A 24,573-nucleotide genomic window follows, 5' to 3' on the forward strand; every position below is an offset into this window, starting at 1 on the left:
GGGTGTTGTGCGCGATGAAATCAGCGGACGGTGTGCACGATCAGAACATCGCAGGTGGACTTGCGCGCGGCGTCCGACGGGACCGATCCCAACAGACGGCCCGTCAACGAGTTCAGACCGCGGTTGCCGACGACGAGCAGGTCGCCCTTCACCTCGTCCACGAGTGCCAGCAGCGATTCCACGGGAGCGCCGACAATCGCCTTTTCCTCGATGTTCTTGGCACCGGCTTTGGTGGCGTGCTCGCGCGCAGTGCGCAGGATCTCGCGCGTCGGAGCCGATCCGGTGATCTGGTAGGCGTCCTCGCGCAATGCGTCGGCAGCAGCAGAGGTGTCCTTCGGATCGGCCGGGTAATACGCGCAGGCAATCACCAGGGTGGCATCTGCGTCCCCCGCCAGAGCCGCGGCCTTCTCCACTGCCCGCAGGGACGATTCGGAGCCATCGGTCCCGACGACGACGGTGCGGTAGGCGCTCATTCATTCCTCCATTGGTCGGTCACACACAGATGTGACACTTCTGGTCGAACTCGATTGGTGCAAGTCACAGGACCGAAATGCGTGGTCCGGGGACTGATTCGCTGACATTAGCCGGAACCGGCCGATCGGCACGTGAACTTGGGGAACAACACGATCTGCGACACTCACATACATTGGTTTGCATGCCGATTCCCCGCCCGCCCCTGTCGAGACGGGCCGTCATCGTCGGCACCGCCGTGATCGCAGTTTTGGCGTTGGCCGCTCTCGCATTCGTATTCCTCCCCCAGGACCCGAGCGCCGATACGACCACCCGTGATGCGCGCATCACGCTACCGGAAAGTCCCGATTCGACGGGGACCGTCGATATCGACGCACGCCTGTACGTCCCCGCCTCCACCCCAGCGCCGACGGTACTGCTCGCCCACGGGTTCGGCGGCAGCAAGGACTCGGTCGACGGACAGGCGCGCGAACTGGCTTCCCGGGGGTACACCGTCCTTGCGTACAGCGCTCGTGGGTTCGGTGCCAGCACGGGTTCGATCTCGATCAACGATCCCGATCGTGAGGTCGCCGACGCACGTGGACTCATCGACTGGCTCGCCGAACAACCGGAAGTGCAACTCGACGGACCCGGCGATCCGCACATCGGCGTCGCGGGCGGTTCGTACGGCGGCGCACTGGCTCTGAGCGCAGGCGGCACCGATCCCCGCATCGATTCCATTGCCGCTGCGATCACGTGGAACGATCTGGGACAGGCGCTGTTCCCCAACTACGGGATCACCTCGGCCGAGGCTCGACAAGCGCTGGGCAACATCACCACTCCCGCTGCTGCAGAATACGGTGGGCCCGGCGTCCTCAAGCGCGGATGGGCCGGAGTGTTCTTCGGCGTCGGCGCGACGAGCAGACAGTCCGGCAACACGACAGACGCCAACTCGGCCGGCGAGCCGTCAGGTACTGCCGAGAGCGCGACGGCCTGTGGCAGGTTCGCACCCGAATTCTGCGAGGCGTACACCCAGTCCGCCGTGACGGGAATCCCCAGTCAACAGTTGCTCGATCTGCTGACCGCCCACTCGCCGGTCGCGGTGGCGTCGAACATCACCGCCCCGACCCTGTTGGTGCAGGGCACCCAGGACACGTTGTTCGGTGTGGACCAAGCCGATGCGACGGCCCGTCAGATCGCGGCCGCCGGTGGCAACGTCACCGTGCGGTGGTTCGATGGCGGACACGACGCAGGAGGCACGAACGCGGCGAGCGATCGAGCCATCGCCGACTTCTTCGACAACACACTTCGAAACTCGCCGTCGGGCAGCGGGGCCGAGCCCTTCGTCTACTCCACGCAGAGTGCGATCGATGAGCGCCGAAGCGACCGCAATCGACGGATGACTGCTCCCGACTATCCCGGGCTGGCCTCCGACTCGGACTCGACTCGGACCCGATCGGTGGACTTCACCGCTACCGCCGAGAATCAGTCGATCATCCGCCCGCCCGGCGCGTCACCGTCGGCCATATCGTCGATACCCGGCCTGGGATCGGTGCTCGGGGCGTTGGGATCGACCGGAGCGGGCGCAGCTCTGACCTCTGATCTGCCGGGTCAATCTGCGACCTTCAGCAGCGAGCCTCTCGACTCGTCCGTGACGATCACCGGCGCGCCACGGGTGAATCTGCGGGTGGCCTCGCTCGCTGCGCCGGGTCAGTCGGTGCTGTTCGCGAAGCTCTACGATGTCGCGCCGAACGGCACCAGAACGCTCCCCGGCGGCGGCGTCTCGGCGATCCGCCTCCCCGACACGCAGGGCATCGACCCCGTCGATGTCACCGTCGTTCTCCCCGGCATCAGCTACACCGTCCAGCAGGGCCATCGCCTCGAGCTCAGCATCTCCACCACCGACCAGGCCTACGCCGTACCGCTCGAGCCGGCGCAGTTCAGTGTGGCCATGACCGACAACGTCATTGCGCTGCCGACCGTCGCTGCCGTGGCAAGCGCGAACAGCACGGTTCCGATCACACCGCTGATCGGCATCGGAGTCGTCCTCCTCCTCGTGGGGTGTGTCATCGTCGCCGGAGTCGTACGCACCAGACGCCGGACGGTGGCAGAGGTCGACGAGGATCTCGTCGACACACCCTTGGTGATCACGGACCTGTCCAAGACGTACTCCAACGGCTTCCGAGCCGTCGACGGTGTCAGTTTCGAGGTGAAGCAGGGCCAGGTTCTGGGGTTGCTCGGTCCGAACGGCGCAGGAAAGACCACCACGCTGCGGATGCTCATGGGACTCATCGCACCCACCGGTGGCGACATCCGCGTCTTCGGCCACAAGGTGACCCCGGGTGCACCGGTGCTGTCCAGGCTCGGCTCCTTCGTCGAGGGGTCCGGCTTTCTCCCGCACCTGACCGGGACGCAGAATCTACGGCTGTACTGGGAGGCGACCGGGCGTCCGATCGAGGACGCCCACTTGGACGAAGCACTCGAGATCGCCGATCTCGGGACCGCGATCGAACGCAAAGTCAAGTCCTACAGCCAGGGAATGCGGCAACGCCTCGCGATCGCCCAGGCGATGCTGGGGTTGCCGGACCTGATGGTCCTCGACGAACCGACCAACGGACTCGACCCGCCGCAGATCAGGACGATGCGCGACGTCCTGATCAACTACGCGAAAACGGGCCGTACGGTGCTGGTCTCGAGTCATCTGCTCGCCGAGGTGGAGCAGACCTGCACCCACGTCGTGGTCATGAATCGCGGTTCGGTGATCAGTTCGGGCACTGTCCGAGAACTGACCGCAGCGGGCGGGCAGACCGAAATCAGAGTCGACGACGCCACCCGCACACGATCTGTACTCGAGGCCGCAGGCCACGACGGCGCTGTGATCGTCGACGACGGAACCGTGACTGTCGACCTGACCGACGCGGACTCCGCCGCCGTCATCACCGAACTCGTGACCGCAGGCGTCTCGGTGCGTGGCTTCTCGCAATCGACGCGCCTCGAGGATGTCTTTCTCGACCTCGTCCACCGGGACAATCCAGGATCCGACACCAGCAAGGATCAGCAATGAGCATCACGCACACGGACGGCCGCGCCAGCGGCTATACCGGCGGACAAACACTGCCGTTCCGAACCGAGCTGCGCAGGCAGCTCGGCCGACGCCGCACTCAGTTGGCGATCGGTTTTCTGGCCCTGCTCCCGGTGATCCTGGCCATCGCCTTCACCGTCGGCAGCTCGAGTGCCGACTCCGACGCCGGCGGGTTGATCGAACTCGGCACCAGGGGCGGCATGAACTTCACGGTGTTCGCACTGTTCATGTCGGTGGGTTTTCTGCTGATCGTCGTGGTGGCGCTGTTCTTCGGCGATTCGGTTGCCAGCGAGGCGTCCTGGTCGAGTCTGCGATACCTGCTGGCGATTCCGGTACCCCGCAGCCGGCTGCTGATGCAGAAGGCGCTGGTGTCGGCCACCTTGTCCGGTGCAGCACTTGCGGTGCTCGTCGGCGTATCCCTGGCGATCGGCACCGTGTTGTACGGTGCCGAATCGCTGATCACCCCGTTGGGTGAAGGACTTCCGTACGGCACCTCGCTGCTCCGACTGCTCATCGCGGCCGCATACATCGCTATCAATCTGCTGTGGGTCGCCGGACTGGCCATGCTGCTCTCGGTGCTCACCGATGCCCCGCTCGGGGCTGTCGGCGGGGCGGTGATGACGTCGATTCTCATGCAGATCCTCGATCAGATCACGGCACTCGGGTCGCTTCGAAACTATCTGCCCGGGCACTACGCGAATTCGTGGATCGATGCCTTCGGAACGAGTATCGACTGGAACGACATGGTGGTCGGCTCGTTCTCGGCCGTGACCTACGCGGCAGTGTTCGGGCTGATCGCCTGGCGGCGTTTCGCCACCAAAGACATCACCAGCTGACCCGACCTACTTCTTGGCGATTGCGGGTCCGAAGACGCCCGCTGGAAAGACGCCGTGGCCGACCAGCGCATCGCGCCACGGCGTCGCGAGCGAGACCAGCCGTGCGGCCCCGTCCTCGCCGAGCGCCGCCCAGGGTGCCGTAGCCAGATCGTTGGTGATGTCCTCGACCAGCTTGCGGAGATCTCTGCCGTCCTCGGACAGCGAGCCGTCGGCCGAGAGAAGTTCTCGATCGGACAGCGAGGACACAGCCGAATCCCACTGCTCCGTCGACCACCCGCGACGCGTGCGCGCGAACTCTTTCTCGAATCCGTATCCCGTGGCGGTATGGGTGATCAGCGCGTCGAGACCGTTCAAGCCCGCGGTCTGCAGCGCGGCGATATGCCCGTCACCGCGGTACTCGCGGATAAGCGTCAAGGCGTGCCACAGAACCAGATGCGGCGCAGTCGGCCAGTCCAACTCGGCATATGCGGCGTACAGGGGCCGACCGTCGTCACCGGGGATTCCCCGGGCGGCGATCGACGCGAGGTCTGCGGCCTCGGCCATGTCCGCAGACGTCACCACCTCGGGGCCGAGTAGTCGAGTGAAGGCGGCATCGAGAGTCTCGTACCGGATCGACATGATCGCCTCGGGCGAGGCGATGTCCCAGGCCGCCGGGATCAACGGTGCGATCAGTTCACGGTTGAAGTTGTAGAACGTAGCAGTCACCACACCGGCACCCACCCGCCCCAGAGGCGCTGCGCGGCCCGCGAAATAGCAGGCTCGCGGCGGTAATCCAGCGGCAACGAGGGCCTCCTGCGTTTCGGGCAGGAAGTACGTGGTCGAGTGGATGAGTTCGAGTGCACGCGAGGTGCGCCCTGCGGTTGTTGCGTCCATCTCCGAACCGTATCGAACTCTGCCGCCGGTCTACTTCAGGCCGGCTGCATCCATGCCGCGGAGTTCCTTCTTGAGGTCCTGGATTTCGTCCCGGAGACGACCTGCGAGCTCGAACTTCAACTCGCGTGCGGCGTTCATCATCTGGTCGGTCATGTTCTTGATCAGATCTGCCAGTTCTGCTCTCGGCATGGACGAGACGTCCTGCCCCTCGTAGACACCCGAGCTCACCGACCGGCCTGCCTCGCCCTGCGCCCGGCGTCCCCGGCTCGCATTTCGACCGGATCCACCGACCTCGACGACGGAGTCGGTGTCGTCTGCTTCCTCGTACACCTGGTCGAGGATGTCGGCGATCTTCTTGCGCAACGGCTGCGGATCGACACCCCTTTCCTTGTTGTACGCAATCTGCTTTTCGCGACGCCTTTCGGTCTCCTCTATCGCGTAGGTCATCGAGTCGGTCATCTTGTCTGCGTACATGTGTACTTCGCCGGAGACGTTTCGCGCCGCGCGACCGATGGTCTGGATCAAACTGGTGCCGCTGCGCAGGAACCCCTCCTTGTCGGCGTCGAGGATTGCCACCAACGAAACCTCGGGGAGGTCGAGTCCCTCACGAAGAAGGTTGATGCCCACCAACACGTCGTACTCGCCCAATCGAAGTTGGCGGAGCAGCTCGACTCGCCGAAGGGTGTCGATATCGGAGTGCAGGTAGCGGACGCGAATACCCAGCTCGAGCAGGTAGTCGGTCAGATCTTCCGCCATCTTCTTGGTCAGTGTGGTCACCAGTACGCGCTCGTCTTTGTCCGCGCGCTCACGGATCTGATGGACGAGATCGTCGATCTGCCCCTTGGTCGGCTTGATGACGACCTTGGGGTCGACGAGCCCGGTCGGACGAATGACCTGTTCGACGAACTCTCCCCCGGTCTGCCCCAGCTCGTACTTGCCCGGGGTCGCGGAGAGGTAGACCGTCTGGCCGATTCGCTGGGTGAACTCCTCCCACGTCAACGGACGGTTGTCGGTAGCGGACGGCAGACGGAAACCGAAGTCGACGAGGTTGCGCTTGCGCGACATGTCACCCTCGTACATCGCACCGATCTGCGGGACGGTGACGTGCGACTCGTCGATGACGAGCAGAAAGTCCTCCGGAAAGTAGTCGATCAATGTAGCCGGTGCGGTCCCCGCACCGCGACCGTCGATATGCCTGGAATAGTTCTCGATTCCCGAGCAGAACCCGACCTGCTTGATCATCTCCAGGTCGTACTGGGTCCGCATCCGTAACCGCTGCGCCTCGAGTAGCTTGCCCTTGCTCTCCAGCTCGGCCAGACGGTCCTCGAGTTCGGCTTCGATGTCCTTGACCGCGCGTTCCATGCGTTCGGGCCCGGCGACGTAGTGCGTGGCAGGAAAAATGCGAACCGAATCGACCTGCCGGACGATGTCTCCGGTCAAGGGATGCAGGTAGTAGAGCGCTTCGATCTCGTCGCCGAAGAACTCGATGCGGATCGCCAACTCCTCGTACGAGGGAATGATCTCGACGGTATCGCCGCGGACCCGGAACGACCCGCGGGTGAAGGCCATGTCGTTGCGGGTGTACTGCACGTCGACCAGAAGGCGAAGCAGTGCATCGCGCTGAACCTCGACGTTGACCTCGAGCTCGATCGATCTGTCGACATACGACTGCGGAGTACCGAGACCGTAGATGCAGGACACCGAGGCCACCACGACGACGTCGCGTCGCGAGAGCAACGATGCCGTAGCGGAATGCCGCAGACGCTCGACATCGTCGTTGATGGACGAGTCCTTCTCGATGTAGGTATCGGTTTGCGCGATGTACGCCTCGGGCTGGTAGTAGTCGTAGTAGGACACGAAATACTCGACCGCATTGTTGGGCAACATGTCGCGAAGCTCGTTTGCCAACTGCGCGGCCAATGTCTTGTTCGGAGCCATCACCAGCGTCGGACGCTGCAATTTCTCGATCAGCCACGCCGTCGTAGCGGATTTACCGGTACCCGTGGCACCGAGCAGCACGACGTCCTTCTCATCCGCCTGGATTCGCCGTTCCAACTCGGCGATGGCGGTGGGCTGATCCCCGGCCGGCACATGATCGCTGACGACCTCGAAGGCCGGCCCGGTGCGCTCGATCGCGCCCACCGGGCGGTGTTCGGAGTGTGCGACAACGGGATGTTCGGATGCAAACGCCATTTCACAAGCGTAGACGCGCCCACCGACAAGTTCAGAGGGCCGACCCACCGCGTCGGTTCACGGTAGTTTCTACAGGCATGGTCGCTCACAGGTCCGCAGGTGCGCACACCGTCGTTCACCCTCCCAAACACGAGACCTTCGACCTCGTTGCCAAGACCAACATCGACCCCAAAGGGTTCGTGCGCGTCGTCGACGAGTACCGCGTCGAACCGTGGGGGCTGTACATGGCCCGCCCCTCCGACCACGCCCACTTCGACTATCTGGAGTCCTGGTTGCTGCCGACGCTCGGGCTCCGAGCCTCGGTGTTCCACTACCTTCCCGCGCACGCCCGCGATCAGGACTACTACGTCGACATCGGCGAGTACACGGCAGGCACCACTCAGTGGTCGTCGATAGACCACTACCTCGACCTCAGCGTCCGTACCGGCCGAGACTACGACCTACTCGACGTCGACGAATTGTTCGACGCGCGGGTCGCACAGCACCTGGACACCGCGACGGCCGAGCGCGCGTTGACCCGATCGATCACGGCCATCGAGGGATTGACACGGCACGACTACGATCTCGACGCGTGGTTGGCTTCGGTCGGGATGCCGACCGAGTGGCGGGGCAAACCGTCCTGATTCTTCCGTCACCGGAACACCCGGTCGATGAACCGAAACGCCCCCAGTTCGTGATCGGCCCGGAAGTGCTCGTGATCCTCGCGTACTCGCTGCGCTGCATCGTCGGCAAAGGAAATGATGTCGTCGACGAACAACTCGCGCGGACCGATGGAGGCGAGAATCTCGGGCTCGATGTCGTGGTCGACCAAACCCGCCTCGTCGGACAATGCGTGGGCCTGGGCGAGCGAGCGGCCACAGATCCTGGCGTACTTCTTCCATTGTTTGCCGGACAGGTCGTCCAGATCGATGTCGTCACGGAACGGAGCGCGCTCGCGAACCATGAACGCAACGCCGTCGACCTCGGCCGCACCGTAGAAGCGGTCGCCGCCGACGAGTAGTACCGCCTGCGCATGGGAGATGCGGCCGGCATCACCGTCGACCACGTAGTCGCACGGTGGCGTCAGACCGTCCAGAGCAGAACGGCGGGCATGCTTGAACTCGATGATGATGTCGTCTGTCCCGTCCTGACGCGGGCCTTCCACTTTCAAGTAGTAGCGAGGCAGGCCCAGTGAAGCGGTGCCCTGCCCGAGCCGTTTACAGACATCCTTGACCCGAAGTTCGCCGGCGCGATCCGGTATTTCGACGCCGTTGTCCTCGACGAAACGCTCGAGTGCCCGCTGAAACTCGGGCAACCGGTGGGTGATCGGTACGTGCTCGTCGTCGGCCTTGAAACCCCAGCTGTACTCGTCGTGATATTTCCTGGACAACCAGTGCGATCGATCCTCCAGCGAGTCCTCGATCAGCTTTCTGATCAGTGTGGGCGCGTTGTCCTGGCGCATCTGCTGGTATTGCTCGCTGGAGTCTGCGGCGAGTTGCTCCATGGCGTCGATGTAGCCACTCACGAAGCAGGCAGCGATCCTCCGCTGCTTCTTGCGACCCTTTCCGCCCTCGGCCCCCGCCCCGATCATGAACGCCGTCGCCCCACGCTTGAGGTCCCAGGTGAACGGTGCGTAGAACGATTCATCGAAATCATTGGGGCCGAAGATCGGTACGTTGTCCACGCTCGGCATCACTCCGAAGTTCTCCGGGTGGACATCGCCGAGAGTCAGGACCGTCGGCATCCACGCGTCCTCGCCCGCGATATCGCGGTAGAACAGCAGGCACGTTCCGCGGAAGAACGAAAAGACGCTCTTGTGTAGCTTGTCGAACTTGGCGACGGCCCCTTCGTCCTTGTTGGCAATCCGCTTCTCATGATCCTCGCGAATGGTCTGACGCACATGCCTGCGCCGTTCGTGACCAGTGAGGTGACGCGGAAGAAACACCATCTGGCCCCGGGCTCTGGCCTGAGCGAGATCGCGGAAAGCCTCGAACCGAGACGCCGTTGTGCCGCCGCCCAACCCGTCTCCCGCATCGGAGGGCTGGGAATCTGCGGGCGACTTCTTCGTATCTGGGCGCGGCTTCTTCGTGTCTGCGGTGGACTTCTTCGCGGTCATGGCTGTGCGCATACCCCGGGGAGCGGCTACTTCAATCGCCGCCGAGCCAGAGGCCGAGCCGTCATGCCGACCATTCGGTGTCCGCCGCCCATTGCCATGCTCGACGGTATGCCACGTCGAACCATGGGGCCTTCGCGTCCTCGTAGGCCACGATGGCCGCTGAATAGTCCGCGATTCCGGCAGCCGCCTCGGAGGCACGTCGCTTGATTGCCTCGTACTCAGTGGCTGCTCCCGCCTCGGCACGGAGCCAGTCACGAAACAGCAGAGCGAACTTCTGATTCGGCCAACCGTCCACTCGAAGATGAACGTTCACGGGTCGACCGGGATCGGCGCTGCCGTGAAAACGTTTGCCCCACACCGCTGGATCGGCTTCACCACCGATGCCGTATGCGGGTTTCGGATCGTCGTAGTTGCTGGCCTCGACACCGGGAAATCCTGCCGAGCGCAACTGGTCGCCTACCGCATCGGCATCCTCCAGTGCGCGGACCGTGACCTGAATATCGATGACGTTCTTGGCATCGAGCCCGGGCACAGCAGTGGAGCCGACGTGGTCGATCCGCACGGCCTTGTCGCCGCAGGCGAGGGCAAGGCGACCGATGATTCGGCGGGCCTGCGATTCCCATGCCGGGTCGGCGGTCACCAGTTCCGGATGTATCCGGGCAACGACGCCCTCTCTGATGTTGCGCTCGAACGGAATCAAGCGTTCGTTCCACAGCGCACGTACCTGCTCGTCGATACTGCCCGGAGCTCCGGTGTTGTCGATCCACACGTCCGCTGCCGCTCGACGCGCGTCGTCGGTGGCCTGGGCTGCGATTCGGGCTCGTGCGTCCGCCTCCACCATGTTTCGTTGACCGGTGAGTCTGCGTACCCGTTCTTCGGCGTCGACCCAGACGATGACCACCAGCTGGAAGAACGGGCCCATCGATCCTTCGACCAAGAGCGGAACGTCCTGCACCACTATGGCATCCGCGGCCGCACCGTCGATGATCTCGGTCGTACGTGCGCCGACCAAGGGGTGCACGATCGCGTTGAGTTTCCGACGCGATTGTTCGTCGCCGAAGACTTTGGCCGCCAGGGCCGGCCGGTCGAGGGTGCCGTCGGGTTCGAGTATGTCGGGGCCGAACGTGTCCGTCAGTTGTTGCAGCCCAGGCGTTCCCGGCTCCACGACTTCGCGGGCGAGAACATCGGAATCGACGAGAACGGCCCCCTGTTCGGTCAGCACTTTCGCGACAGTCGATTTTCCGGCGCCTATTCCACCTGTCAGTCCCAGTCTCAGCATGCACCCAGTCTGTCACTCGAACACGCCGAAGCACACCAGCCTCAAATGCACCGTTTTCGGAGGTGTGTCGGTTATCTTCGACGAGCGCGACCACGATGTGCCGACCCACTGCTATCGAAAAGGACACCCATGCGAAGCAATCAGATCCAACCGGGTCGGCACCGCCTTGGCATGGATGCAGGCGTTCATTGCGTTCTCATTCCGGAAGTTGCCTCGGCGTTGGCCGACCACCGGCGTAACTGGTTCACCAATCTTCTGACTCCCGCTCGCCACAGCTTCGCCACCATGCGCAAGCGCACAGCGAGCGTCGGCCAGTGGAGTCCAGCCACCGCCGCGTAGTTCGCACTCCCCCTCACACCATGGGCCCGGTTCACTCGAACCGGGTCCATCGTCGTTTCGCCGGCTCCTGTACCGGGACGTTCCGCCGGACCAGGTGTTCGAACGAGAAAGCCCCGGTTCTCGTGACGAGAACCGGGGCTGCAGTCACACCCTCACGGGCGGACGACATCTATCAGGCGTTGCCCGACAGCTTCTCACGAAGTGCAGCGAGCTGCGCATCGCTGGCCAGCGATCCACCGGTCGACGCGGGAGCCGACGCTGCGGGAGCATCGCCTTCTGCATCAGCGGGAGCCTGGCCCGACTCGGAGGAGTAGTTGGCGTTGGCAGCTTCGGCAGCTTCGTCCTTGGCCGTCTTCTCCATCTGAGCGGTGTGCATCTTGTGGCGACGCTCCGCCTCGGCGTAGCGACCTTCCCACTCTTCACGCTGCTTCTCGTAGCCTTCGAGCCATTCGTTGGTCTCGGAGTCGAAGCCCTCGGGGAAGATGTAGTTGCCACCCTCGTCGTAGGAATCGGCCATGCCGTACTTGGACGGATCGAACTCTTCCGCGTAGTCCTCGTTGGCCTGCTTGAGGCTCAACGAAATACGACGACGCTCGAGATCGATGTCGATGACCTTGACGAGTGCGTCGTCGCCGACACCCACGACCTGGTCCGGAACCTCCACATGGCGCTCGGCCAGCTCGGAGATGTGCACGAGGCCCTCGATGCCCTCTTCGACGCGCACGAATGCACCGAAGGGAACGAGCTTGGTGACCTTGCCGGGCACGATCTGGCCGATCGCGTGGGTGCGAGCGAACTGGCGCCACGGATCTTCCTGAGTTGCCTTGAGCGAGAGCGAAACACGCTCGCGGTCCAGATCGACGTCGAGCACCTCGACGGTGACCTCGGTGCCGACCTCGACAACCTCGGACGGGTGATCGATGTGCTTCCAGGACAGCTCGGAGACGTGCACGAGGCCGTCGACGCCACCCAGGTCCACGAAGGCACCGAAGTTGACGATGGAGGACACGACGCCCTTACGGACCTGGCCCTTCTGCAGCTGGTGCAGGAACTCGCTGCGAACCTCGGACTGAGTCTGCTCGAGCCATGCGCGACGCGACAGGACCACGTTGTTGCGGTTCTTGTCGAGCTCGATGATCTTGGCCTCGATCTCCTTGCCGACGTACGGCTGGAGGTCGCGGACACGACGCATCTCGACGAGCGAGGCGGGAAGGAAGCCACGGAGACCGATGTCGAGGATGAGTCCACCCTTGACGACCTCGATGACGGTGCCCTTGACGGCCTCGTCCTTCTCCTTGAGCTCTTCGATGGTGCCCCAGGCGCGCTCGTACTGAGCTCGCTTCTTGGACAGGATCAGGCGGCCTTCCTTGTCCTCCTTGGTGAGGACGAGAGCTTCGACCTCATCGCCCACGGAGACGACCTCGTTGGGGTCGACGTCGTGCTTGATGGAGAGCTCACGGGAAGGGATGACGCCTTCGGTCTTGTAACCGATGTCGAGCAGAACCTCGTCACGATCGACCTTGACGATGGTGCCCTCGACGATGTCACCATCGTTGAAGTACTTGATCGTGGCGTCGATGGCGGCGAGAAAATCCTCTGCGGAGCCGATATCGTTGACGGCTACCTGCGGTGAGGTTGTGGTTGAGGGCATGTGTTGAGTTGCTCCGGACGGGTTGGGTATCGGTTGATGGATGTTCGGTCGGACCTGTAGAACATGTGCAGCACGAGCATTGTCGGCAACGTCGCTGCCGATTCCGCAGCACCGACGCCGGGGTGAACCCGACCTGGGCGCAGCATGAACACACTCGCGTTGAACAGGGTACGCGATGCCGCAGTACCAGCACAAACCTGGTTAGAGTCGACGCGTGAACGATCCTTCCGTCCCGACGTCCACCCCCGGCCGCGGCAGACTCGATTCGGCTACGAGCGACCGCGCCAGTCGGCTCTGGTGGGACTTCGACGCCGACAACTACCACCGTACGCACGGTGCGTTTCTGGGTGCATCGACCGCGTCCGGGGAGTTCGTCTGGTGCCCGGAGGGATTGCACGAGGGCGACGTGCACCTGTTGGGTGAGGTTGCCGACAAGGATGTTCTCGAAGTCGGCTGCGGCAGCGCTCCGTGTGCCCGTTGGCTCGCCACTCAGGGAGCACGAGCGATCGGCCTGGACATCTCGATGGGCATGTTGCAGCGCGGGCTCGACGCCATGCATGCCGGAGGGTCGACGGTTCCACTCGTCCAGGCCAGTGCCGAGTCGTTGCCGTTCGGCAATGAGCGGTTCGACATCGTGTGCTCGGCCTTCGGTGCCGTTCCGTTCGTCGCGGACTCGGCCAACGTGATGCGCGAAGTGGCACGTGTGCTGCGACCGGGTGGAATCTGGGTCTTCGCCGTCAACCATCCGATGCGCTGGGTATTTCCCGACGATCCCGGGGTCGGCGGGCTCACCGCCACGATTCCGTACTTCGACCGAACTCCGTACGTCGAATACGACGCGGACGGCATCCCGAACTACGTCGAACATCACCGCACCATCGGTGACCGGGTGCGCGAACTGGTCGCCGCGGGCCTCGAGGTGCGCGACATCGTCGAGCCGGACTGGCCGGAATGGCTCGACCGCGAGTGGGGGCAATGGAGCCCGCTTCGTGGACAACTCTTTCCCGGCACCGCGATCTTCTGCAGTCGCAAATCGCCCTGAGCCTGTGGTCGATCAGCGCCGATGCACGCGGGCCTCGACGGTCTCGGTGAACGCGCTGGTCGATGCCTGCCCACCCAGGTCGGCCGTCGCGACGCCGGATTCGACCGTGGCGTCAACGGCATGTCTGATCCTGCCGGCTGCCGCTGCCAGCCGTTCGTCCCGATGCCGTGGGGCGAGCCATTCGAGCAGCATCGCAGCCGAGAGAAACAGCGCGGTGGGGTTGGCACGGTTTTTGCCCGCGATATCCGGTGCCGAGCCGTGCGAGGCCTGGGCCATGGCCTTCGATTCCGAGGAATTGATCGACGGTGCCGTGCCCAACGACCCGGACAGCTCGCCCGTCAGATCGGAAAGTATGTCGCCGAACATGTTCTCGGCCACGATCACGTCGTAGTCCTGTCCCCGCCGGACCAGATGTGCTGCGAGTGCGTCCACATGCTCCTCGGTGATCTCGACCTGCGGGAATTGCTCCCCCACCGCTCGGCACGCATCGCGGAACAGACCCGTGGTCATGGACAGCACGTTGGTCTTGTGCACGATCGTCAACTTTCTTCGGCGTCGGTCGGCCAGCGTGAACGCCTCGTGAGCAATGCGCTCGCATGCTCGGCGAGTGAACACCGCCACTGCCAGCGCCACATCGGGGGTCGGCATGAACTCGCCACTGCCGAGGCTCATGTTGCGGTCGGCGTAGAAACCCTCGGTGTTCTCCCGCACCACCACCAGGTCCATCTGCGGCGACAGCGCCAGCACGCCCGTGAGCGCCTTCGCCGGTCGAATATTGGCGAACAAATCGAAGTCCTTGCGGATCCGTCCGCCGGGCGTCAGTTGCGAGCGGAACGGCTCGGGATACGACGCGCTGTCGTGTGGTCCCAGAATCCAGCATTCGAGTTCGGCCACAGCAGCGAGCGTGCTCTCGGGGATCGGCGTTCCGTGTTGGTCCATCGCGCTCAGACCCAGCGGAAGGTGCACCCACTCGACAGCCGGTCCACCGACGGACGCCAGTGCAGCGTCGACAACTCTGATCGTCGCCGGCACGATCTCGTGGCCGATGCCGTCGCCGGTCAGCGCCCCGATCCGTAGCGTCGATGCGTTCCGGTCGTCCTTCTGCGCAATCATGGCCTCCATGGTGCAGTCTGCAGAACTTCTTCTCGACTCCGGCCTGGACTCCGCGGTTCGCCGTGAGTGGGCGACGCTGTCCGACGCCGATCTTCCGAGCCAGAACCGTCATCGGGGTGAGTCCAATCGCCCGCACATCACCGTCGCGGTGGCGTCCTCGATGCCCGAGGACGTGAACGACGGTGCGGCCGTGCGCTTCGACCCGTTCGATGTGCGTCTCGGGGGTCTCGTCGTGTTCGGTGGTCGCACGATCACCCTCGCGCGCTTGGTCGTCCCGACGTGCGAGTTACTCGACCTGCACGCACGGATGCTCGAGGCCGTCGGGGAACATTCGCTCGATCATCTCGGTCTCGGTCGATGGACACCGCACGTGACGCTGGCCCGTCGATTGACACCCGAGGAAGCGGGCAACGCTGTGCGCTTGCTGTCCGGGACCACCGAGGATCTCGTCGGATCTGCGTTGACACTGCGCCGTTGGGACGGAGAAGCCAAGCGGGAGTGGCGAATCGGCTGAACAGCGGGTCAGAATCGAAAATCGCCGAACTGGGTCGTCTCCGCGTGGGTGTCGGGGGTGAAGCCGGCGAGTACGAGAACATCGAGGGCCAGAAACAGCAGCACAACTACCAGTACGAATGTCATGTCATCAGCGTCCTACCTGCGCCGATCGACCGCGAGTGGCAGTAACGTCACGTGTCCGCGAATTTCTGCCATACTCGTGTGCATGCTGAAACGAGTGGTCGTCGCACTGATGCCGTTGACCGAGCAGTTCGAACTCGGCGTCGCGTGCGAGGTGTTCGGGTTCGACCGCTCGGACGAGGGTCTGCCCACCTACGACTTCTCCCTGATAGCGGCCGTCCCCCAACCGATCCGCACACGCGTGGGCTACACCATCGACGTACCCCACGATCTTGACCGACTCGACACCGCCGATCTGATCATCATCCCGGCCGGTGGCACCGAAGCGGCGATCGACGGCAGCTACGTGTGCGGTACCGACTACGACGCCTCCGTCGAGCCACTGTTGGCCAAACTTCGCGCGGCGGTGGACCGCGGCGCGCTGGTCGCCAGCCTGTGCAACGGCGCCTTCGTCCTCGGCAAAGCCGGTTTGCTCGACGGCCGTCCGTGCACGACGCATTGGCGTCACTCGGCCTCGCTGGCTGCGAAAATACCCTCTGGCACAAGTGGATCCGAACGTGCTGTACGTGGACGCGGGGAACGTTCTGACCAGTGCGGGTACGGCTGCGGGAATCGATCTGTGCCTACACATCGTGCGCAAGTATCAAGGCAGCATCGTGGCCAACGGGATCGCCCGCAGAATGGTCGTCCCGCCGCATCGCGACGGCGGCCAGGCCCAGTTCGTCACCAGTCCACTTCCCACCACGCGCACGGAGACCTTGGCACCGCTCCTGGACTGGATGACCGAGAACCTCGATTCCGAGCTGACGATCGGCCGTTTGGCGGCTCGGGTGAACATGTCAGCGCGTACGTTCGCCCGAAAGTTCGTGGCCGAGACAGGCACCACGCCCGCGCGATGGCTCAACGATCAGCGGGTCCTCGCGGCTCAGCAGTTGCTCGAGAACTCCGATCTGTCGATGGATTCGATCGCCGAGGTGGTCGGCTTCGGAAACGCCGCTGCTCTGCGGCAGCATTTCGTGAGATTGCGATGCACCACTCCGAACTCGTACCGTCGGACGTTCCGGGCGGCACCCCAGCCTGTCTGACGGGCGGGGATGATTTGGGCCGACAGCTGCGTTGACACCGTCCAGAAGCGCAATCAACGAAAGGAAGCGCATGGCCACTCAGACCTTGACTCAGCAGAACTTCGACGACATCGTCACCAACAACGACGTGGTGTTGGTCGATTTCTGGGCCTCCTGGTGCGGCCCGTGCCGTCAGTTCGCTCCGACCTTCGAGAAGTCGTCCGACGCGCATCCCGACGTCGTACACGCCAAGGTCGACACCGAGGCCGAGCAGGGACTCGCGGCCGCAGCTCAGATCCAGTCGATCCCGACGATCATGGCCTTCCGCGAGGGCATCCTCGTCTACGCGCAGCCGGGCGCTCTTCCCGCCCCGGCCCTGGAAGACCTCGTCGGTCAGATCAAGGCACTCGACATGGACGTCGTACGCCAGCAGATCGCCGAACAGACTTCCGAAGCCGAGTGACGATTCGCCGATGAAACCGGTGCGCGCCGCGTGGTGCGCACCGGTTTCGGCCGGCGTAGGGCGTCAATGCGCTGCGGCATCCCAGCTACGACCGGTGCCTACGGAGACTTCCAACGGCACCGACAATTCGATCGCCGACGACATCTTCTCGCGCACCAGGGCCTCGACTTCCTCGCGCTCCGACTCGACGACCTCGAGTACCAATTCGTCGTGCACCTGCAGCAACATTCGCGACTTCAATGTCGACTCCGCCAACGACCTCTGCACGTCGATCATCGCCACCTTGATGATGTCCGCGGCGGTTCCCTGAATCGGGGCATTGAGCGCTGCTCGCTCAGCGACCTCGCGGCGCTGCCGGTTGTCGCTGTTGAGATCCGGTAGGTAGCGACGCCTGCCGTACAGCGTCGAGGTGTACCCCACCTTGCGCGCTTCTTCCACTGCATTGCGCAGGTAGTCACGGACCCCACCGAACCGGGCGAAGTATGCCTCCATCTGTTGCTTGGCTTCGTCGGTGGAGATCTTGAGCTGCGCGGCGAGGCCGAACGCACTCAGTCCGTAGGCCAATCCGTACGACATGGCCTTGACCCGACGGCGCAGCTCGGGGGTGACCTCCTCGATCGGCACGCCGAAGGCGCGCGATCCGACGAAACTGTGCAGATCTTCACCGGTGTTGAACGCCTCGATCAGACCCTCGTCACCGGACACGTGCGCCATGATGCGCATCTCGATCTGGCTGTAGTCGGCGGTGAGCAGCATGTCGTAGCCCGCTCCGACGACGAACCCGTCGCGAATATGCCGGCCCGCCTCGTTGCGCACCGGGATGTTCTGCAGGTTCGGCTCGGTGGACGACAGTCGACCGGTAGCCGCAACGGTCTGATTGAACGTGGTGTGGATGCGACCGTCGTCGGCAACGGACTTGAGCAGACCGTCGACAGTCACCTTCATCCGCGTCGCGTCGCGATGATCGAGCAGAAACTTCAAGAACGGGTGCTCGGTCTTCTCGAACAAACCTTGCAGCGCATCGGCATCGGTGGTGTAGCCGGTCTTGGTCTTCTTCGTCTTGGGCATGTCGAGTTCCTCGAACAGCACCACCTGCAACTGCTTCGGCGACCCGAGGTTGATCTGCTTGTCGATCACACCGTATGCGGAGTTCGCGGCCTCCTCGACCTGTGCGGCGAACCCGGACTGCAAGGCGCGCAGGTGATCACCGTCGACGGCGATACCGGTTCCCTCGACCTCTGCCAACACCGTCAGCAAAGGCAACTCCATCTCGGACAGCAGCGTGGTCGACTCGATGGCGGCGAGCTCGGCGTCGAGTGCATCGGCCAGATCGATCACCGCCCGGGCCTTGAGAATCTCGCCCTCGGCGAACGCGGCGTCGGCAGTATCCTCGGCATCGAGCAGTGACATCTGGCCCTCGCCCGAATCCTCGACTCGGAGTTCGCGCTTGAGGTACCGCAGCGACAGATCGTCGAGATTGAACGATCGTTGACCGGGCCGAACGAGGTACGCGGCCAAGGCGGTGTCGGTGGTCAATCCGCCGAGAGTCCAGCCCCGACCACGCACGGCATGCAGAGCCCACTTCGCCTCGTGCAGTGCCTTGGGCTGCGCCGGATCCTCGAGCCACGCGGCGAGTGCTCGCTCGTCGGATTCGTCGAGGGCCGTCGTCGTGACGAATGCGCCCTCCCCGTCGGCCGCAGCGATCGCCACCGACGTCGCATCGCTCTCGAAAGGCCTGCGCGGCCCGAGAATGGACACTCCGCTACGTCGGCCGTCGGAGGCATGTTCGTCCAACCATGCGCCCAGTTCGCCCGGCGCGACGATCCCGCCCCGCACGTCGAAGCCCTCCTCCGCCTCGGGTTCGACCGAGGCGAGAGTCTCGAAGAGTCGATCGCGCAGGATCCGGAACTCGAGGTCGTCGAACAGGGCATGGATCTTTTCGCGATCCCAGGGCGCGAGTTCGAGCTGGTCCGGCGTGTACGGCAACGGAACGTCTCGCACCATTTCGGTGAGTTCACGATTGAGCACCACGCTCGACAGATTGGCGCGCAGGGCATCTCCCACTTTGCCCTTGACCTTGTCCACGTTGTCTACCAGCGCGGCGAGGGATCCGTATTCGATGATCCACTTGGTGGCCGTCTTCTCGCCGACGCCCGGGATGCCGGGAAGATTGTCGCTCGGGTCCCCGCGCAGGGCCGCGAAATCCGGGTACTGGGCCGGCGTCAAACCATATTTGCCGGTGACTTCGTCGGGGGTGAACCGGGTGAGATCCGAGACACCCTTGCGGGGGTAGAGCACCGTGACGTTGTCGGTGACCAACTGCAGAGCATCTCGGTCGCCGGTGACCACGAGAACGCGAAAGCCGAGCGCCTCGGCTTGTGTCACCAGAGTGGCGATGATGTCGTCCGCTTCGAACCCCGCCTCTGCCATCACCGGGATCCCCATGGCCCCGAGGACATCCTTGGTGATGTCGACCTGGCCGGCGAACTCGTCCGGGGTCTTGCTGCGGTTGGCCTTGTACTCGGGAAACCGCTCGGCACGAAAGGTCTGCCGCGAGACGTCGAAGGCTGCGGCGATGTGCGTCGGCTTCTCGTCCCTGAGCAAATTGATCAACATCGAGGTGAATCCGTAGACGGCATTGGTCGACTGACCACTTGTGGTCTTGAAGTTGTCCGCCGGCAGCGCAAAGAAGGCACGAAACGCCATCGAATGACCATCGATGAGCAGCAACGTGGGCCGTTGCTCGCCCACTTTCGCATCGGTCTCGGCGGCGGGCGCTGCACTGTTCTCGGTTACTGGGCTCACGGTTGACCAGTCTAGGTAGCGGGTCCGACAACGCGTAGCCGGATGCTCGTCGCGCCCGGTGATCACCGTCGCGCCACAACTTCGAGCCGCGAAACACAACCGATACTTTCCGGAAATCTCAGTCGCCGATTTTGCGTCGCTTCAACCGATAGAGTCCGACAATTGCAGGAAGCCCACATTTCAGTGGCTCAACGACAACCGTCCGGAGGACGTGCGTGGCTCCAAATGTTCGATGGACCAGAAAGGCGCAACCGCCAGGGGTGCGCGCAAGATCTGCCGTTCGGCTCCTCCAGCGAACACTCCTTCTCACCATCCTCGCTTCGATCGCTGCTCTGATGTTCGGAGCGCAGGCCATGGCTCAGGAACCCACCCCGAGCGCGGGTCCCGTGACCAGCACCGAACAGGCACCCCCTCCCGCCGACGCGGTCAGTGTGGCCGGATCGTTGAACAACGGCGGCGAGCGGTTGGTCGGCGTCGACGTCCAGGCACTGGATTCGAGCGGGTCCGAGGTCGCCCGCACCACCTCCGAGGCCGGGGGCCGGTGGACCCTCGAATTGTCTCCTGGCACATACACATTTCAGGTGGTCCAGGAAACCCTTCCCGATGGAGTGAGCGTGCAGGGTGAGGTGGAACGCGACGTGCAGGCGGGGCGATCCAACACCGTCATCTTCTCCTTCGGCGAAGCCAGGACCTCAGTGGACAACCCGTTCTACGAGCAGTTCATTCGGACGACGGTCGACGGCATTCGCTTCGGACTCGTGATCGCCATCTCGGCAATCGGCCTCAGCCTGATCTTCGGCACCACCGGCTTGACCAACTTCGCGCACGGCGAACTCGTCACTCTCGGTGCGGTGGCGGCCTGGATCTTCAACGTCACCATGGGCATTCAGCTGATTCCTGCCACCGTATTGGCGATCATCGTCGGCGTGGCGATCGGCTGGCTCAACAACACCCTGATCTGGAGACCGCTACGAAAACGTCGAACGGGTCTGATAGCCCAGCTGGTGGTGACCATCGGCCTCGCGATCGCGCTGCGCTACCTGATACTCATTTTCTTCTCGGACCGTTCCGAGCCGTACAACGACTACCAGGCGCAGACCCAGAACGAGTGGGGTCCGCTGGCGATCACCAATGTCAATCTCGCCTGCATCATCATCAGTGTCGTCGTGCTGATCGGTGTGGCATTGATGTTGCAGCGCACGAAGATCGGCAAGGCCATGCGCGCAGTGGCGGACAACCGTGATCTCGCGGCCTCGTCCGGAATCAACGTCGAGCGTGTGGTGACCTTCGTCTGGTGCCTGGGTGGCGGGCTCGCGGCCCTCGGAGGCGTGCTGTTCGGAATGTCCGAACTCGGCGGCCGCGTCCAGTGGGAAATGGGCTTCAAGCTGCTGCTGCTCATGTTCGCCGGCATCACGCTCGGCGGACTCGGAACGGCATACGGCGCGTTCCTCGGCTGCGTCATCGTCGGCCTACTCGTCCAGTGGTCCACCCTGATCATCAATCCCGATCTCAAATACATCGGAGGCCTGCTCGTCTTGATTCTCATCCTGGTCGTTCGTCCTCAGGGCATCCTCGGCTCGCGACAAAGGGTCGGGTGACCACGCAATGGATATCATCGGCGCACTTCAGATTTCCCTCGCGCAGTTGGTCGGACCGTCTGCGATCTTCTACGCCATGCTCGCCATCGGCCTGAACCTGCATTTCGGCTACGCCGGGTTGCTCAACTTCGGACAGATCGGATTCGCGCTGCTCGGCGGCTACGGCGTCGGCATCATGACGATCACCTACCAACAGCCGCTGTGGCTCGGTGTGCTGGTCGGTCTCGGTGCGGCAGGCCTTCTCGCCGTGGTTCTCGGAATCCCCACTCTTCGATTACGTGCGGACTATCTGGCGATCGTGACCATCGCTGCCTCGGAAATCCTGCGGTTGGTGTTTCGTTCCACGGCAACGGACTCGGTGACCAAGTCGACCAACGGGATCACCGGCTTCGCCGGCCCGTTCACCAGTATGAATCCATTCGAGGGGGGTAAGTCCTACAGCTTCCTCGGCGTGCGCTTCCTCGGCAACGACCTGTGGGCCATGCTCGTCGGCTGGACCATTGTGCTCCTGCTGTGCGGGGTCGTATACCTGCTGACCCACAGCCCATGGGGACGTGTTCTCAAGGCCGTCCGTGAAGACGAGGACGCGGCCCGCTCCCTGGGTAAGAACGTGTTCGTCTACAAATTGCAGGCGCTGGTTCTCGGCGGCGTCATCGGCGGCATGGGCGGTGTATTCAACGCACTGCAGACCCAATCCATCAACCCGGACTTCTACTCGACAGCGCAGACGTTCTTCGCCTTCGGTGCCCTCATTCTCGGTGGTGCCGCAACGGTGTTCGGCCCTGTGCTCGGCGCCATGCTGTTCTGGTTCCTGCTGTCCATTCCCGATGCGATCCTGCGCCAATTGATCTCCGGAGACGACCCGGTGCTCAGCCTCAGCGGCGCTCAGGTCGGTGCCACGCGGTTCGTACTCCTGGGAATCCTGATCGCCGTACTGATGGTGTTCAGACCCCAGGGCATTCTCGGCAACAAGCGAGAGGTTCAACTCAATGCCTGACCCGGACAACGATGCGGCCGTGAAGGCAGCACCGAGCAAGAAGGCCAGTACGCTCGAAGCCCGCGCAGCGCAGGCATTGTCGAGCGAGCAACGTGCGACTCTGTTCGCCGGCGTTGCAGGCGAACCCGGCTCGGCGAAACCCGACGCCACCCTGGTGGTCGACGGTGTCTCGCGCACCTTCGGAGGACTCAAAGCCGTCGATGTAGCACACCTGGAAATTCAGCGCGGTTGTATCACCGGCCTGATCGGCCCCAACGGTGCCGGTAAGACAACCCTGTTCAACCTGCTCACGGGGTTCGATCGACCCGACACCGGCACATGGTCGATGGATGGTCAAGAGCTGGGGAAGATGCACCCGCACCAGGTGGCACGCAAAGGCGTGGTGCGTACTTTCCAACTGACCAAGGCTCTGTCCAAACTCACTGTGCTGGACAATGTTCGACTCGGAGCGACGAACCAGCGCGGTGAACGCATGCTCAATACGTTCATGCCGTGGATGTGGAAGGCCCAGGAGCGAGACATCACGGCGCGTGCGTACGAGCTGCTCGCTCGTTTCAAGCTCGACGCCAAGGCAGATGATCTGGCGGGGTCGCTGTCCGGCGGTCAGCGCAAGCTGCTGGAGATGGCGCGGGCGCTGATGACCGATCCGTCGGTCGTGATGCTCGACGAGCCGATGGCCGGAGTGAATCCCGCTCTGACACAGTCACTTCTCGGACACATCAAGTCGCTCCGCGACGACGGCATGACGGTCGTGTTCGTCGAGCACGACATGGACGTGATACGCGACATCAGCGACTGGGTGGTGGTGATGGCGCAGGGCAGCATCATCGCCGAGTCCACACCGGAGGAACTGTCCAACAACGGTGCCGTCGTCGACGCCTATCTCGGCAGCCATCACGATCAAGCTCTCGAATTCGATGCCGACGGAAACCCGGTCGGTGCCACAGCCGAATTGGCGGAGACCCTGAAGAAGGCCGAAGTCGAGGAGCTCGAAGCGGGGGGCACTCTCTCGGAACCGGAGTTCACCAGCCCGGTGAATTCCGATGTCGCCGAGGGTGGCTCACACCGAGCCAAGGAGGACAACTGATGAGCGAACAGACACTGACACCCGCGGAATTCGCCGCGACACCCGCCGAGCACGCACGCCTGGCCGAGGGTGCCCTGCTACGCGCCGACGGCTTGGTCGCCGGGTACATTCCCGGCGTCAACATCCTGAGCGAATGCAACTTCTTCCTCGAAGACGGTGAGATCGTCGGCATCATCGGCCCCAACGGAGCCGGCAAGTCCACACTGCTCAAAACTCTATTCGGGCTGGTCGCGGTCCGTGAGGGCAGCGTGAGTCTACGTGGCGACAACATCACGTCCGCCGAGGCGCACGTGCTGGTCACCAAGGGTGTCGGATATGTGCCACAGACTCAGAACGTGTTCCCGTCCTTGACGATCGAGGAAAACCTCGAGATGGGTATCTATCTGCGACCCAAGAAGTTCGGTGAGCGTTTCGAGTTCGTCAGCGAACTCTTCCCGCTGCTGTCGGAACGCCGAAAAGTCAAGGCGGGGGCGCTGTCCGGCGGCGAACGCCAGATGGTCGCCATGGGACGGGCGCTGATGATGGAGCCCTCGGTACTTCTTCTCGACGAGCCCTCGGCCGGATTGTCACCGATGTTCCAGGACGAGGTGTTCATCCGCTGCAAGAAGATCAACGCGACAGGAGTCTCGATCATCATGGTCGAGCAGAACGCTCGTCGGTGCCTGCAGATCTGCGATCGCGGATATGTGCTCGACCAGGGCCGCAACGCCTATACCGATACCGGTCCTGCACTGATGAACGACCCGAAGGTGATCGAGTTGTACCTCGGAACTCTGGCGGGAAACAAAGAGAAGAAAAAGGCCTGAGAGCCTCCACGACAGCGACAACGGCCCCGGTTCGACTTCACATCGAACCGGGGCCGTTGTCTTTGGACTTCTCACCCGAGCAGACGGAACGTGTCAGCGCTTGGCAGAGCACTGGGCTGTCCGGCTCTTGGCAGAGCACTGGGCTCGAGTCCCCTACGAGGACC

19 protein-coding genes and 1 pseudogene are annotated in these 24,573 nt (G+C 63.5%); 12 read left to right on the forward strand and 8 right to left on the reverse strand.

Features of this window, described 5'->3' with window-relative positions; translation table 11 throughout:
• Positions 1-20: 20 nt before the first annotated feature.
• Positions 21-473, reverse strand: a complete 453-nt coding sequence (locus tag ACOQFP_RS17480) for a universal stress protein (RefSeq protein WP_032378962.1) — start codon at positions 471-473, stop codon at positions 21-23.
• 182 nt (positions 474-655) lie between these two features.
• Here ACOQFP_RS17480 and ACOQFP_RS17485 point away from each other — a divergent pair, with 182 nt between their 5' ends.
• On the forward strand, positions 656-3,514 hold the full coding sequence (locus ACOQFP_RS17485) for an alpha/beta fold hydrolase (RefSeq protein WP_421585027.1): 2,859 nt from the start codon (positions 656-658) through the stop codon (positions 3,512-3,514).
• Positions 3,511-4,368: an ABC transporter permease gene (locus ACOQFP_RS17490; RefSeq protein ID WP_421585028.1), complete on the forward strand. Its 858-nt coding sequence runs from the start codon at positions 3,511-3,513 to the stop codon at positions 4,366-4,368. The genes ACOQFP_RS17485 and ACOQFP_RS17490 overlap by 4 nt, the downstream gene beginning before the upstream one ends.
• Before the next feature lie 6 nt (positions 4,369-4,374).
• On the opposite strand, the gene ACOQFP_RS17495 is transcribed toward ACOQFP_RS17490, so the two are convergent.
• Positions 4,375-5,241 carry an SCO6745 family protein gene (locus tag ACOQFP_RS17495; RefSeq protein WP_206488677.1) on the reverse strand — a complete coding sequence of 289 codons (867 nt, stop codon included), beginning with the start codon at positions 5,239-5,241 and terminating at the stop codon, positions 4,375-4,377.
• A gap of 30 nt (positions 5,242-5,271) precedes the next feature.
• Positions 5,272-7,434 carry an excinuclease ABC subunit UvrB gene (uvrB, locus tag ACOQFP_RS17500; protein ID WP_421585029.1) on the reverse strand — a complete coding sequence of 721 codons (2,163 nt, stop codon included), beginning with the start codon at positions 7,432-7,434 and terminating at the stop codon, positions 5,272-5,274.
• Positions 7,435-7,511: 77 nt separating this feature from the next.
• Here uvrB and ACOQFP_RS17505 point away from each other — a divergent pair, with 77 nt between their 5' ends.
• Positions 7,512-8,057, forward strand: a complete 546-nt coding sequence (locus tag ACOQFP_RS17505; protein ID WP_341244868.1) for a DUF402 domain-containing protein — start codon at positions 7,512-7,514, stop codon at positions 8,055-8,057.
• Between the two features lie 8 nt (positions 8,058-8,065).
• Here ACOQFP_RS17505 and ACOQFP_RS17510 read toward each other — a convergent pair whose 3' ends face one another.
• On the reverse strand, positions 8,066-9,529 hold the full coding sequence (locus tag ACOQFP_RS17510) for a DUF2252 domain-containing protein (RefSeq protein ID WP_421585030.1): 1,464 nt from the start codon (positions 9,527-9,529) through the stop codon (positions 8,066-8,068).
• Between the two features lie 61 nt (positions 9,530-9,590).
• On the reverse strand, positions 9,591-10,808 hold the full coding sequence (gene coaE / locus ACOQFP_RS17515) for a dephospho-CoA kinase (RefSeq protein WP_421585031.1): 1,218 nt from the start codon (positions 10,806-10,808) through the stop codon (positions 9,591-9,593).
• A 129-nt stretch (positions 10,809-10,937) separates the two neighbouring features.
• On the opposite strand from coaE, the gene ACOQFP_RS17520 reads away from it, so the two are divergent.
• Complete coding sequence (locus tag ACOQFP_RS17520) at positions 10,938-11,147, forward strand: hypothetical protein (RefSeq protein ID WP_206488682.1); 210 nt, start codon at positions 10,938-10,940, stop codon at positions 11,145-11,147.
• Positions 11,148-11,319: 172 nt separating this feature from the next.
• Here ACOQFP_RS17520 and rpsA read toward each other — a convergent pair whose 3' ends face one another.
• On the reverse strand, positions 11,320-12,798 hold the full coding sequence (rpsA, locus tag ACOQFP_RS17525) for a 30S ribosomal protein S1 (RefSeq protein ID WP_206488683.1): 1,479 nt from the start codon (positions 12,796-12,798) through the stop codon (positions 11,320-11,322).
• Positions 12,799-13,012: 214 nt separating this feature from the next.
• Between rpsA and ACOQFP_RS17530 the strand changes: the two genes are divergently transcribed.
• On the forward strand, positions 13,013-13,840 hold the full coding sequence (locus ACOQFP_RS17530) for a class I SAM-dependent methyltransferase (protein WP_206488684.1): 828 nt from the start codon (positions 13,013-13,015) through the stop codon (positions 13,838-13,840).
• Positions 13,841-13,852: 12 nt separating this feature from the next.
• On the opposite strand, the gene ACOQFP_RS17535 is transcribed toward ACOQFP_RS17530, so the two are convergent.
• Entirely contained in the window at positions 13,853-14,953 is a 1,101-nt protein-coding gene (locus ACOQFP_RS17535) for an isocitrate/isopropylmalate dehydrogenase family protein (RefSeq protein ID WP_421585032.1), read from the reverse strand.
• Between the two features lie 7 nt (positions 14,954-14,960).
• Here ACOQFP_RS17535 and ACOQFP_RS17540 point away from each other — a divergent pair, with 7 nt between their 5' ends.
• The 3 genes and pseudogenes from ACOQFP_RS17540 to trxA all read left to right on the forward strand — a co-directional run bounded on the left by ACOQFP_RS17540 (position 14,961) and on the right by trxA (position 17,116).
• Positions 14,961-15,467, forward strand: a complete 507-nt coding sequence (locus ACOQFP_RS17540; protein WP_421585033.1) for a 2'-5' RNA ligase family protein — start codon at positions 14,961-14,963, stop codon at positions 15,465-15,467.
• A gap of 207 nt (positions 15,468-15,674) precedes the next feature.
• Positions 15,675-16,674 (forward strand): annotated as a pseudogene (locus ACOQFP_RS17545) (helix-turn-helix domain-containing protein).
• Positions 16,675-16,744: 70 nt separating this feature from the next.
• Positions 16,745-17,116 carry a thioredoxin gene (trxA, locus tag ACOQFP_RS17550; protein WP_206488688.1) on the forward strand — a complete coding sequence of 124 codons (372 nt, stop codon included), beginning with the start codon at positions 16,745-16,747 and terminating at the stop codon, positions 17,114-17,116.
• Positions 17,117-17,179: 63 nt separating this feature from the next.
• Here the strand turns inward: trxA and polA are convergent, their stop codons facing one another.
• Positions 17,180-19,921, reverse strand: a complete 2,742-nt coding sequence (gene polA, locus ACOQFP_RS17555) for a DNA polymerase I (protein WP_206488689.1) — start codon at positions 19,919-19,921, stop codon at positions 17,180-17,182.
• 335 nt (positions 19,922-20,256) lie between these two features.
• Between polA and ACOQFP_RS17560 the strand changes: the two genes are divergently transcribed.
• The 4 genes from ACOQFP_RS17560 to ACOQFP_RS17575 are packed head-to-tail and all read left to right on the forward strand — an operon-like array spanning position 20,257 to position 24,409.
• Positions 20,257-21,519: a branched-chain amino acid ABC transporter permease gene (locus tag ACOQFP_RS17560; protein WP_241256517.1), complete on the forward strand. Its 1,263-nt coding sequence runs from the start codon at positions 20,257-20,259 to the stop codon at positions 21,517-21,519.
• 7 nt (positions 21,520-21,526) lie between these two features.
• Positions 21,527-22,516 (forward strand): branched-chain amino acid ABC transporter permease, encoded by a 990-nt coding sequence (locus ACOQFP_RS17565; protein WP_206488691.1) that lies wholly within the window; start codon positions 21,527-21,529, stop codon positions 22,514-22,516.
• On the forward strand, positions 22,509-23,603 hold the full coding sequence (locus tag ACOQFP_RS17570) for an ABC transporter ATP-binding protein (RefSeq protein WP_241256344.1): 1,095 nt from the start codon (positions 22,509-22,511) through the stop codon (positions 23,601-23,603). Before ACOQFP_RS17565 ends, ACOQFP_RS17570 begins: the two co-directional genes overlap by 8 nt.
• Complete coding sequence (locus tag ACOQFP_RS17575; RefSeq protein WP_206488692.1) at positions 23,603-24,409, forward strand: ABC transporter ATP-binding protein; 807 nt, start codon at positions 23,603-23,605, stop codon at positions 24,407-24,409. The genes ACOQFP_RS17570 and ACOQFP_RS17575 overlap by 1 nt, the downstream gene beginning before the upstream one ends.
• Positions 24,410-24,573: the final 164 nt, after the last annotated feature.

It is taken from the genome of Rhodococcus sp. MALMAid1271 (assembly GCF_049195265.1).
Classification (GTDB): Bacteria; Actinomycetota; Actinomycetes; order Mycobacteriales; family Mycobacteriaceae; genus Rhodococcoides.